The organism is Halomonas hibernica (assembly GCF_013183775.1).
Taxonomy (GTDB): Bacteria; Pseudomonadota; Gammaproteobacteria; order Pseudomonadales; family Halomonadaceae; genus Vreelandella; species Vreelandella citrativorans.
This window is the reverse complement of sequence record NZ_VIFN01000007.1, coordinates 81,280-93,613: the sequence shown is the minus strand read 5'-3', so window position 1 is coordinate 93,613 and position 12,334 is coordinate 81,280. Positions and strand designations below refer to the sequence as shown.

At 51.7% G+C, this 12,334-nt stretch carries 10 protein-coding genes and 1 pseudogene; 10 read left to right on the top strand and 1 reads right to left on the bottom strand.

The window, feature by feature from the left end; all coding sequences use genetic code 11:
• Nucleotides 1–104: 104 nt before the first annotated feature.
• The 10 genes from FKN99_RS12030 (at nucleotide 105) to FKN99_RS11985 (ending at nucleotide 11,740) form a co-directional block, all read left to right on the top strand.
• The gene (locus FKN99_RS12030) at nucleotides 105–539 is read left to right on the top strand and encodes a tripartite tricarboxylate transporter TctB family protein (RefSeq protein WP_172118080.1); all 435 of its coding nucleotides are present in this window, start codon (nucleotides 105–107) and stop codon (nucleotides 537–539) included.
• Between the two features lie 17 nt (nucleotides 540–556).
• The gene (locus FKN99_RS12025) at nucleotides 557–2,116 is read left to right on the top strand and encodes a tripartite tricarboxylate transporter permease (RefSeq protein WP_172118078.1); all 1,560 of its coding nucleotides are present in this window, start codon (nucleotides 557–559) and stop codon (nucleotides 2,114–2,116) included.
• Nucleotides 2,097–3,665, top strand: a complete 1,569-nt coding sequence (gene garD / locus FKN99_RS12020; protein ID WP_172118076.1) for a galactarate dehydratase — start codon at nucleotides 2,097–2,099, stop codon at nucleotides 3,663–3,665. Before FKN99_RS12025 ends, garD begins: the two co-directional genes overlap by 20 nt.
• Nucleotides 3,666–4,091: 426 nt before the next feature.
• Nucleotides 4,092–5,003, top strand: a complete 912-nt coding sequence (gene kdgD / locus FKN99_RS12015) for a 5-dehydro-4-deoxyglucarate dehydratase (RefSeq protein ID WP_172118074.1) — start codon at nucleotides 4,092–4,094, stop codon at nucleotides 5,001–5,003.
• Between the two features lie 50 nt (nucleotides 5,004–5,053).
• The gene (locus tag FKN99_RS12010) at nucleotides 5,054–5,998 is read left to right on the top strand and encodes a Bug family tripartite tricarboxylate transporter substrate binding protein (protein WP_172118073.1); all 945 of its coding nucleotides are present in this window, start codon (nucleotides 5,054–5,056) and stop codon (nucleotides 5,996–5,998) included.
• Between the two features lie 7 nt (nucleotides 5,999–6,005).
• A complete protein-coding gene (locus tag FKN99_RS12005) occupies nucleotides 6,006–6,539 on the top strand; it encodes a tripartite tricarboxylate transporter TctB family protein (protein ID WP_172118071.1) in 534 nt (177 codons plus the stop codon).
• A 2-nt stretch (nucleotides 6,540–6,541) separates the two neighbouring features.
• Complete coding sequence (locus FKN99_RS12000) at nucleotides 6,542–8,029, top strand: tripartite tricarboxylate transporter permease (RefSeq protein ID WP_172118070.1); 1,488 nt, start codon at nucleotides 6,542–6,544, stop codon at nucleotides 8,027–8,029.
• Between the two features lie 11 nt (nucleotides 8,030–8,040).
• Nucleotides 8,041–9,366 (top strand): enolase C-terminal domain-like protein, encoded by a 1,326-nt coding sequence (locus FKN99_RS11995; RefSeq protein WP_172118069.1) that lies wholly within the window; start codon nucleotides 8,041–8,043, stop codon nucleotides 9,364–9,366.
• Nucleotides 9,367–9,413: 47 nt separating this feature from the next.
• A complete protein-coding gene (locus tag FKN99_RS11990) occupies nucleotides 9,414–10,163 on the top strand; it encodes a FadR/GntR family transcriptional regulator (RefSeq protein WP_172118068.1) in 750 nt (249 codons plus the stop codon).
• Entirely contained in the window at nucleotides 10,163–11,740 is a 1,578-nt protein-coding gene (locus FKN99_RS11985) for an aldehyde dehydrogenase (NADP(+)) (RefSeq protein ID WP_172118197.1), read from the top strand. Before FKN99_RS11990 ends, FKN99_RS11985 begins: the two co-directional genes overlap by 1 nt.
• A gap of 170 nt (nucleotides 11,741–11,910) precedes the next feature.
• Here the strand turns inward: FKN99_RS11985 and FKN99_RS11980 are convergent.
• Nucleotides 11,911–12,151 (bottom strand): annotated as a pseudogene (locus FKN99_RS11980) (IS630-like element ISHsp2 family transposase); the annotation flags it as partial.
• Between the last annotated feature and the right edge of the window lie 183 nt (nucleotides 12,152–12,334).

The window sequence follows — 12,334 nt, the reverse complement described above, 5'->3', positions numbered from 1 at the left end:
TAGTAGCTTGTTACTAGCGCCCTATCCATGCGCTGAGCATGGGTAGGGGCCAAGCGTATATACCTTACTTATACGCACGCTGTGTTAATACTTCTGGAGTAAATATGGAGTCAGGTCTGTTTAGTGTTTCGATAGATTTCGGGACTTCACACTTATTCTTTCCCACCATTATCCACTGGATTCTGGGTGGGCTGTTTGCCTTGATTCTAATAACCAAGGTAGCCCCCTTTATGGCTGCGGTTAAGCGAGGAGAGCGCACTTTACCCATTATTGGTGAATCAAGAGACAATTTTCGTTTCTTCGGCACCTTTGCTTTGATAGCCGCGTACTTTTATCTGATGGCGGTTGTCGGTGATCTGTTCCCCTATACGGGCTATGGCTTTCTGTTTGTCTCAATAGCGTTTGTACTTCTCATGTCGCTACTTTATCTGCATGAGTGGACGAAAAAAGCCCTCGTTATTGTCGTCATCAATGCTGTTGTCGCTCCTACGCTGGCTTGGTTTGTGCTCGCCAAGCTATTCACCATCACACTGCCATAACCGACGCGAGTACCGCCATGGAATTTTTGTCAGTTCTCGATTTTACTTTTTTTCTACTCGTTGGATTTGGCACCCTTGTAGGTATCATTTTCGGCGCGATCCCAGGCATGACGGCTACCATGGCCGTCGCTGTCTGTCTGCCACTTACCTATGCTTTGGGGTTGAACCATGGCTTGGCACTGTTGCTGGGCCTCTATGTGGGCGGAATTTCAGGCGGTATGGTACCAGCGGTACTTCTGAATATCCCCGGTACGCCTTCTTCGATAACCACCACCTTCGACGGCTACCCTATGGCGCGTAAAGGGGAGGGTGAAAAGGCATTGCGCATTTGTGTCATTGCCTCTGTCATTGGCGGTCTTATTAGCGCAGCCGTACTGTTCCTGTTTGCGCCACTGCTGGCGGATTTTTCGATCAAATTCTCTTATGTAGAGAAGTTCCTGATTATCTTGCTGGCATTGAGCGTTATTGCCTCTCTTTCAAATAGCATGCTGATCGGTATATTTAGCGGCGTCATTGGCGTCTGGCTAAGCCTCATTGGCGATTACAGCATTTCTGACGGTGGTAATGGTCATACGCGGCTGATGTTCGACTTCATGGAACCTTACCTGTTTGAAGGCTTCTCGCTGCTACCGGTGCTAATCGGCATTTTCGGTATTTCCACCATTTTGCTGGAGGCTGAAAAAGGCGTAAAACGCGATGTCGCTGGGCAACGTATTAAAATTGGTAAAGAAGGTGGGTTTTCGCTGTCTATCTTTAAGGGCAGCCTGACGAATCTGACACGCTCTTCTTTTATTGGCACTTTTGTGGGGATGTTGCCGGGCGTGGGTGGCAGTGCCGCTTCCGTTCTCGCCTATACCCAAGAGAAAAACCTGGCACGTAACTCGTCTCAGATGGGCAAAGGAGCGCCACAAGGGTTAATCGCCTCGGAGTCTGCTAATAACGCGCTGACCGGTGGTGCGCTCATCCCCCTGCTCTCGCTTGGCATTCCAGGTGATGCTACCACGGCAGTACTGATTGGCGCCTTTACACTACAGGGAATACAGGTCGGGCCGCTGTTCATCCCGGAAAATCATGAAACATGGTACGTCATGATGACGGCTTTGGTGCTTGCCAATGTCGTGATGTTCTTTTTGATGTTCTTTGCCATCAAGTACATTGCCAAAGTGGTAATGGTGCCCAAGCATATTCTCTATCCCATTATTGTGATGATGTGCGTAGTGGGCGCTTACGCCATTAATTACGGCATCATGTTCGATGTTTGGACTCTGCTTATCTTTGGCGTTCTGGGGTATTTGATTCAGAAAATCGGCCTTGAAATAGCGCCACTAATCATCGGCTTTATTCTGGGAAGTCAGGCCGAAGTATATTTTGTAAAAAGCCTTGAGTCCTTTGGCACCTACTCAGTCTTCTTCACTAAAAGCCCGATTGCGATGGTGCTGTGGGGTTTGATCGCTGCCTCTGTGGTGTTTGCAATCATCATGGGCATCAGGTCTCGTGCTCGCCAAAAAATGGAGCTAAGCCAAGCCTCGGGCCCGCACATCGTTTCAGGAAAACACCATGGCTCAAACAATGACTAATTCGCGCGTAATTAAAGTACATCCGAACGATAATGTTGCCATTGTGATTGAGCAGGGCGGGGTGGCTGAAGGTGTGAGTATCAGCGAGGGGTGTACTACCTTGATGCCTATTCCGCAGGGCCACAAGGTGGCATTGACAGCGATTGCCCAGGATAGCCCAGTGATTCGCTATAACGAGGTCATCGGCACCGCCGTGGTGGCTATCGAGCGTGGCGGCCACGTCAATGAAACCAATGTGCGCTTGCCGACGGCCCCAGGCCTTGACGAGCTCTCGTTGGCCACGCGACAGGCGCCAGCTTCCGAACCGCTCGAAGGCTATACCTTTGAAGGGTTTCGCAATCCGGACGGCGGCGTGGGCACCAAGAACGTGCTGGGGATTACCACCAGCGTTCAGTGCGTGGCCGGCACCGTGGATTACGTAGTCAGTCGTATCAAGCGTGAATTGCTGCCACGCTTTCCCAATGTTGATGATGTGGTCGGGCTCAACCATAGCTATGGCTGCGGCGTGGCGATCAACGCACCGGCGGCGATTGTGCCCATTCGTACGCTAAAAAATATTGCGCTGAACCCCAACTTCGGTAACGAGATCATGGTGATCGGATTGGGTTGCGAAAAGCTTCAGCCCTCGACACTGCTCGAAGATCGCCCGGTCAAAATCTATGAAAACAGCGAAGCCGCCGATCCGGAAGCCAACGTACTGAGTCTTCAGGATGAGAGCTTTGAAGGGTTTGGTGACATGGTCGACGGTATTTTAGCCATGGCCGAGCGCCATTTGGAACGGCTCAACAAGCGCAGTCGTGAGACCTGCCCTGCATCTGATCTTGTGGTGGGTATGCAGTGTGGAGGAAGTGATGCTTTCTCTGGCGTCACTGCGAACCCAGCCGTCGGCTTTGCTACTGATCTGATCGTAAGAGCCGGCGGTAGCGTGATGTTCTCTGAAGTCACGGAAGTACGCGATGCCATCCACCTGCTAACGCCGCGAGCTATTAACAAGGAAGTGGGAAAAGCGCTGATTGAACAGATGGCTTGGTACGATGATTACCTCTCTCAAGGACAGGCTGATCGTAGTGCCAACCCCTCGCCTGGCAACAAGAAAGGCGGGTTAAGTAATGTCGTTGAAAAGGCGCTTGGCTCGGTGATTAAGTCGGGTAACTCGCCCATTGTGGATGTGATTGGTCCTGGTGAGCGCTTACGGCGTAAAGGGCTCACCTTTGCAGCTACACCGGCGAGCGACTTTATTTGCGGGACTCTGCAATTGGCGGCAGGCATGAACCTGCAGGTGTTCACCACAGGGCGCGGAACGCCCTATGGTTTGGCAATGGTGCCGGTGCTAAAGGTCTCTACTAATTCACAGTTAGGAAGACGTTGGCACGACATTATCGATTTGGACGCCGGGCGGATCGCCACGGGTGATGCCAGCATTGAAGACGTTGGATGGGAGCTTTTTCATCTGATTCTCGATGTGGCGAGTGGGCGCAAGCAAGCCGCTGCTGATCGATTGGGTATCCATAACGATCTAGTGTTATTTAATCCTGCACCGGTTACGTGACCCTGAACGCAACGGGGTGGCTACCCGTACAGTGACATTGGACCAATGGAGAGATGCCCTTTATCCCTGTTCAACACGCCTGACTCCAGCAATGCCAGCTGCACTTATTGTATGCCCCAGTGGTTAGGCAATATTTTTACAGCTGTCTGACGGCTGCCTCTCCATGTCTGCTGCTAAAGAACGCTTTGGAAAAAGAAATGTTGAAGTCTATAAATTAACCGGAAGATTTATATGCTGTTGGCGAAATTTAATAGATTTTAGCACAAATATCGGTGCATTAAACTTTAGTCGAGGCGTAGGGTTTTATGCTTGCGGGGATAAGCGTAGTTGTTTAAGTTGTTACTTGTATGATGTATGACAATTATCTGCGCTGCTAGTATATGTTCAAATCCATGTGGGTGGCGCTAAAACCATGAGGGCGTTTACGTGAAGTTTTCTAAACAAGAAGTAACTAAAGCAATTAGTGATGGCCTGTTATCGTTTCCTATTACCGACTTCGACGAAAACGGTAAATTTGACGAGCAGAGCTACCGCCAGCGGCTAGCATGGTTTATCAGTCACGATATTTCTGCTGTGTTTATTGCTGGCGGTACCGGAGAGTTCTTCAACTTGACACTTGATGAGTATCGCGAAATTGTGCGCGTGGCTGTTGAAGTCGTCGACGGAAAGTTGCCTGTTATCGCCAGCGCAGGCCTCAGCGTGGAAGCAGGTAAGGTTTTTGCCAATGCTGCAGAAGCAGCAGGCGCTGACGGTATTCTGCTGATGCCTCCGTACCTGACCGAGTGCCCCCAGGATGGCCTGGTCGAGTATGCCCGCCAGATCTGTGATTCCACCGCCATCAATGTGGTCTATTACAACCGTGGTAACGGCATCATGGGCGCAGAAGCTGTACAAATGCTTGCTGATGCCTGCCCTAACTTAATTGGTCTTAAAGACGGCAAAGGCGACATTCAGGCGCTTAACAAGATCGTCAAACAAGTAGGCGACCGCTTGGTTTACATCGGTGGTGTGCCGACAGCAGAAATCTTTGCAGAAGCTTATCTATCGATTGGCGTTAATACCTACTCGTCTGCGGTATTTAACTTCGTGCCAGATATGGCAGTAACTTTTTATAAAGCACTGCGTGCTGGTAACTCAGACGTTGTTAAACAAATTACGAACGACTTCTTTATTCCATTTATCGATCTGCGTGACCAGAAAGCAGGTTATGCCGTCAGTTTGGTCAAAGCGGGTGCCGATATCGTCGGCCGTCCGGCGGGCAGTGTTCGCGCACCTCTAGTAATGCCTGCTCAAGAAGAGCGCAAACAGCTGGAAAAATTGATTGAGGCAGTAAAGTAATCGCCCGTTGATAAATAGGGCGCTCACGCTCACAGTAACAGGTGGAAATAATGAAAAAGACAATACTGGCTATTTCAGTCGCTACCGCTGCTCTTTCCTCTGCTCTCTCCTATGCGGACTATCCAGAGAAAAACATCGAGTTTATCGTGCCCTGGAATGCAGGTGGTGGTGCCGACAACGTAGTACGTGCGCTGCAGAACCCGGTTGAAGAAGCGCTGGGTACCACTATCGTGGTACGTAACGTTTCCGGCGGCGGCGGCGCGGTGGGTTTCTCAACCGCCGTTAACGCAAAACCCGACGGTTACGTCATGACGATTCCGACCAATGCCACCTTCACTCTAGAAGGTCTGGGCAACGTTGGTTATACCTACAGTGATTTCGAGTACATCGCCCGCGTACTGGTCGAGCCATACGTTTTGGCCGTTAATAGCCAAAACGGCTGGACATCCCTTGAGGAGATGCTCGCAGGCCTTGAAGAGCTTGGCCGTCCCTTGATGGTGGGTGCATCCGGTGTTGGTTCTTCAACGCATGTGATGGCCGTAGCGCTGGCTGAAGAGTTGGGTGCTAACTTCCAGGTAGTACCCTACGACAGCGGTGCTAATGCAGTGACTGCTGCCATGGGTGGTCATATTGACGCGGTCGTTCTGAACCCCTCTGAAGTAGTGTCAGGTATCGATTCTGGTCGGCTTAGCGCCATCGTTACCACTGGCGAAGAGCGTAGCGGTGCCCTGCCAGATGCCCCCACCATGTTGGAAGAGGGCTACGACTTTAACATCAGTCAGTGGCGTGGCGTGGCGGCACCTAAGGGAATCAGCCAGGAAACTGAAGATCGCTGGGTAGAAGCGATTCAAGCTGCCGTTGAAGACCCTGAATTTCAGCGCGCTGCGGAAATGATGGGTTCTGACATTATGCCGCTTTATGGCGATGAGCTCGACGCCTTTGTCGAGAACACCTCTCAGGTAATGATTCAAGAAGCTGAAAAACTGGCTCAGTGAGGAAGTTATGCAGCGGCCTATTGCAGAAGCAACGTTTCATATTGTTCTAATAGGCCTTGTGGGTTACTTCCTGATGGAAAGTTATTCTATCCGAGGAAGTGCAGCCGGCGGCAGCTTGTCGCCGGCATTTTTCCCAAAGGCTATCTGTGTTTTTCTAATCGTTATGCTTTTAGTCTCCTTATTGACAACGATTATTACAAGTGCAGCTCCAAGGATTTCTGAAGGCCCGAGTGACGAAGACATAGCGGCCCCTCAAAAGGGTAGTCTGGTTGTTTCAGTCATTGCCTGGACCGCTGTACTAGGTCTTTTAGTGCTTTATGCGTTTTTACTGGAGCCACTAGGCTACGTCATTACCACCGCCCTAATGATATTTTCCATGGTCTCTGTGCTGGTAATGCTCAATAAGCAGGAACGAAAAGTGACTCCAAAAGGGGTGGCAGGGCTTGCCGGTTTCTCAATCGTAACCTCGCTTGCCATTTTTATGCTTTTCACCAAAGGCTTTAGCATTATTTTACCTACCCTGGGAATCGCCGGAGTTTGATCATGAGTGATTACATTGATGCCCTAGGGCTCGTTTTCCAGGGATACGTCTTACTTGCGATTGCAGGTGGAACCCTGTTGGGCCTCATTATGGGAGCGCTACCTGGACTGACCGCTGCCATGGCGATCGCGCTTTTGCTGCCCTTGACCTTTGGTATGCCACCCGTAATGGGTGTCGGCATGCTGCTGGGTACGCTGTGCGGGGCCATCGCTGGTGGTTCGGTGTCGGCCACGCTTTTGAATATACCAGGCACGCCTTCTTCGGTGGCGACCACGCTTGACGCCTTTCCCATGGCGCGTAGCGGCCAAGCGGGACGAGCGCTAGGCATTGCAATCGTTGCTTCGTTTTTAGGGGGCATATTTAGTGCGGTAGTACTGAGCGTGCTTGCGCCGCCTATCGCTGAATTTGCGCTGCGCTTTGGCGCACCCGAGTACTTCGCGTTGAGTATTTTCGGCTTGGTCATTATCGCCTCGGTTTCCAAAAATCTGGCGAAAGGCCTTGCCGCCGGTCTGATTGGTTTGCTGTTGGCTACGGTCGGCTCGGACCCCATGGTTGGTAGCATGCGCTTTACTTACGGCAACATGTCGCTACTGACGGGGATCAATCTGCTGCCCGCGCTTATTGGTCTGTTTGCCGTCTCACAAGTGCTAGCCGATGTAGTCGACTACTTTAAAACCGAAAAACCCGATACCGCTAGTACACCAGTGGATAAAGCGGCGCCCCGCTGGCTCGAAGTGCTTAAACACTGGAAGGTCGTCCTCAGCAGCTCGGCAATCGGTACAATTGTTGGCGCGATTCCCGGTGCCGGTGGCAGCATTGCATCGTTTCTGTCCTACGATCAGGCCAAAAAGATGTCCAAAACGCCGGAGAAATTTGGCAAGGGCCACTCGGAGGGTATCATCGCCTCGGAATCTTCCAACAACTCTCTGGCTGGTGGCTCACTGATCCCCATGCTAACGCTTGGTGTACCGGGCGAGGCGGCGACTGCCGTGTTGATGGGCGGGCTCATGATTCAGGGCATACGTCCGGGCCCCACGCTATTTGCCGAACAGGGCGCCGTTATCTACGGTATTTTCATCGCCTTTTTCGTGGCCAATATCTTCATGATGCTCTTCCAGTGGTTTGGTATCCGACTCTTTATCAAGATCCTGCAAATTCCGCGTAAGCTCTTGATGGCGATGATACTGGTATTCTGCGTCATTGGTGTCTACGCGGTGGACTCCAATATCTTCAATGTTTACCTGATGTTGGCCTTTGGTGTACTAGGGTACTTTCTGAACAAATACGGCTTTGGCACTGCGCCGGTCATTTTGGGACTGATCCTTGGCCCCATTGCAGAATCAAACCTGCGACGAGCGCTGCTGGTATCAGGCGGGGATTGGTCAGTGTTTATCTCCCGACCGATCAGCTTGGCATTCCTCGTCGTCGCCATGCTATTCCTGGCATTCAGCCTGTGGCAAAACGCTAAACATAAAACGACATCAGCTTAGGGTTAATAACTATGTTTCCTAAAATCAAATCAATGAAAGTGGTGCCTGTTGCTGGGTACGATGGATTTTTGCTTAACTTGAGCGGCGGTCATGCGCCCTGGTTTATTCGTTGCATCGTTATTCTTGAAGATGATGCTGGTAACAAGGGCGTCGGTGAGATCCCCTCTAGTGCTGGTATTCTTAAAGGCTTGGAGCAGTGTCGGGATATCGTTGAAGACTCCACCATCAATAATATCAAGCAAACGCTGAATAACGCCCGCTTGGTGCTAGCCAGGAATGGTCGTGAAGAGCGCGGCCGACAAACATTTGACTTGCGTGTAGCGGTTCACGTCATCACCGGACTCGAGTCTGCACTGCTTGATCTTTACGGCCAAGCGCTGCAACTGCCTGTTGCAGATTTGCTGGGCCAATATGGTCGCCAGCGTGACGAAGTGGAAGCCCTAGGTTATCTGTTCTTGTTGGGGGACCCTGACAAGACTGACCTGCCGTATCCAAAAGCAACGTCGCCTAAAGATTCTTGGGATGAAGTACGCTATCAGGAAGCCCTGACCCCAGACGCTGTGGCGAACCTTGCCAAGGCTGCTTACGAGCGCTACGGCTTCAAAGACTTTAAGCTCAAAGGTGGTGTGTTGCGTGGTGAGGAAGAAGCCGACTGCATTCGCGCGCTACATGAAGCATTCCCGGAAGCCCGTTTGACGCTTGACCCCAACGGTGCATGGAAGCTTGATGAAGCGGTACGCACGCTGGAGCCAATCAAGCATCTGCTCAGCTATGCAGAAGACCCCTGCGGTCAGGAAGAAGGCTACTCTGGGCGTGAGACCATGGCTGAGTTCAAGAAGCGTACAGGCCTGCCTACAGCAACAAACATGATTGCGACCGACTTTAAGCAATTGCAGTACGCCGTACAGCTTAATGCCGTGGATATTCCGCTTGCTGATTGCCATTTCTGGACCATGCAGGGAGCGGTCATGGTTGGCGAATTATGCAACGAGTGGGGTATGACTTGGGGCTCACATAGCAATAACCATTTTGATATTTCGCTGGCGATGATGACCCACGTGGCAGCCGCCTGCCCTGGCGACATTACCGCCATTGATACGCACTGGATTTGGCAAGACGATCAGCGTATCACCAAAGAGCCTTTTTTGATTCGAGACGGCAAGCTAAAAGTACCGACAACGCCAGGGCTAGGGGTGGAACTTGATGAAGAAAAGCTCATGGAGGCTCATCGCTTGTATAAGTCGTTAGACGTGACTCAGCGTAATGATGCCATGGCCATGCAGTACTTAGTGCCTGGGTGGGAGTTTGATCCCAAACGGCCAGCGTTGGTGCGCTAACCAAAACTACCTTGGGTTTAGGGTGAAACAAGACGCAGAGGCTGACTATGCCACCGGATATTGCACATTTAGGTTTTCATCGAGTTAAAAGACAGGGAAGTCTTTCAGCCCATGTGGCTGATCAACTGGAAACGCTAATTGTCCAACAAAAAATCGTTGCTGGCCAAAAGCTGCCTACTGAAAACCGACTATGTGAGTCATTCGGGGTTAGCCGAACGGTCGTTCGCGAAGCCATTACGCACCTTAAATCGCTTGGGCTGGTGGAAACGCGGCGCGGAGTCGGTACGACAGTACTGCGCTCTAACGCGGTTGAGGCAAGGCCCGCCGAGCGGATTAACCCGACCATGGTGTTGGATATTCTTCATGTGCTTGAGCTGCGCCTAGCCATAGAGCCTGCAGCCGCTGAGCTTGCTGCCCTGCGCTATGATGAGCAGGATGCTCTAGACCTTCGTGTTAGGCATACTGCTTTTATCGCGGCACACGCTGCGAAAACCCAGGCCAGGGATGAAGATTTTGCTTTCCATAAAGCGATTGCAAGAGCCACCAAGAACCCAGTATTCGAAGCGATGTTTGGGCAATTGGATCATCGCGTGATACCGCGTGCTAAATTGCTCAGCATTGATATTAACCCGCAAGCGGCAGAGCGTTATTTGGAGCGTGTTCGCGAAGAACATACCTTCATACTTGAGGCAATCTTGTCGCGTGATGCAGAAGCAGCCCGAGAAACGATGTTTCAACATCTTAATCGAGCATTAGAAATGTATGCACAATACAAGCCATCCGAAAGGAGTGAATGATGACATTGCAAGGTACCTCACTAATTGGGCAGCGCGCTGTTGAAGGTGATCGAGTTGTTATCCAGGCGATTGATCCATCTACCGGTGAGACACTTTCACCCGAGTATAAGGGGTTGAATCAGGCGCATGTTGAGGAGGCAACATCACTCGCCTGGGAGGCATTTGATACTTACCGTGAAATACCTCTAGAGGCGCGTGCCGCCTTTCTTGAAAAGATTGCCGATGAAATCGAGGCCATCGGTAGCGAGTTGATTGAACGCGCTATGGCTGAAACCGGCCTGCCCCAGGCGCGCATCGAAGGTGAGCGTGGCAGAACCTGCGGTCAGCTACGTTTGTTCGCTTCTGTTGTACGCGCGGGAGAGTGGTTGGATGTGCGTGTTGACCCTGCCATGCCGGATCGTCAGCCGATGCCGCGCCCTGATTTGCGCCAACGCCATATCGCTCTTGGCCCGGTTGCTGTTTTCGGTGCAAGTAACTTCCCGCTGGCTTTCTCTGTAGCCGGTGGTGATACAGCGTCTGCATTGGCAGCGGGCTGCCCGGTAGTGGTCAAGGCGCACTCGGCTCACCCGGGGACCTCGGAGCTTGTTGGACGCGCAATTCAAAAAGCAGTAAATGCCTGCCAACTGCCTGAAGGTGTGTTCTCCCTGCTCTTTGGGTCGGGTAGCGAAATAGGCCAAGCCTTGGTTGCGGACCCGCGTATTCAGGCTGTTGGGTTTACCGGCTCTCGTAGTGGTGGTATGGCGCTTATGAAAACGGCCCAAGGGCGCGCTCAGCCGATTCCGGTTTATGCTGAAATGAGCAGTATCAACCCGGTCTTCCTGCTGCCTGAAGCATTGAAGGCACGCAGCGAAGCATTAGGTGAAGCGTTCGTCGGCTCGCTGAACATGGGTGCTGGTCAATTCTGTACCAACCCTGGCTTAGTAATTGCTGTTAAAGGACCTGATCTGGATAAGTTCATGAGCGCCGCGCAAGCTGCCGTTGAGGGTAGTGCAGCTCAAACGATGCTGTCGCCGGGTATCCACAAGGCTTATCAAGAAGGCGTTTCTGCACTATCCAGTGAAGCTAAAGTACGTGAAATTGCCCGTGGCCAAATGGGTAGTGGTGACTACCAGTGCCAAACAGGTCTGTTTGCGACCGCTGCAAGCGATTTCCTGAGCTCAGAAGCGCTTCAGGCTGAAGTATTCGGCGCAAGCTCGCTGGTTATCGAATGCCAGGATATGACTGAAGTTAAGCAAGTAGCTGAACAGCTGGAAGGCCAGCTAACGGCCACACTGCATATGGATGATGCCGATACTGATCTAGCAAAATCGTTAATCCCGACGCTAGAGCGTAAAGCGGGTCGTATCATGGCCAATGGTTGGCCGACCGGTGTTGAGGTCTGTCACGCTATGGTCCACGGGGGCCCGTTCCCCTCAACATCTGATAGCCGGACAACGTCAGTGGGCAGTGCCGCTATTAAGCGCTTCCTACGTCCGGTATGTTACCAGTCGCTCTCTGCTGAACTGCTGCCAGAAGCCCTTAAAGAAGATAACCCGCTGAACGTCAGCCGTCTCGTTGATGGTAAGCGTGAGCACTAGCCTCTAATCGAAAGTGAAGTGATAGATAAAGCGGCCTGCGGGCCGCTTTTTTGTATCGACGGCTAAGCTTGATCAAAATTAATCGCGCAAAAAGGTAAGCACTCAACGGCAGACATGCGTATTTTATCTGACGCCATAGTATCTCAATCAGATTCAGCTCCGGCGAGTAGGCCGATAGGACACCACGCATAGGGTACTGATGACGATTGTGAAAAGCCTAGCTCATCAAAGTAATAGATCTCGTGCTCACCCTGGGTTTCCTGCTGTTGGAGTGTCTTGAGAAGGCCTTGGGGGGGGAACCCAGCCCGTCACGCAGTGCCTTGAGTGAGTGCCGGATGTGTTTGAAGCTGAAGTCATTTTTTTCAACGCTCGACGAAAGAGCCCCGTGCTGACGGTCTTACCCGCCTCTTTCCCGGTGTTGAAACGTTGAGCATGCGGATTGTCTCCTGTTTTGACAAGCCCGCAGATATTCGCATGATGGCCACATGGCTGAGCCTGAATGACTTTATCGGCTTGTTAAAACGTGCTTTTTTAACACCGCGTTTAGAACATGCCGTTGTTTATGGGGCGCCCAATAGCGTTGAGATAACTCCC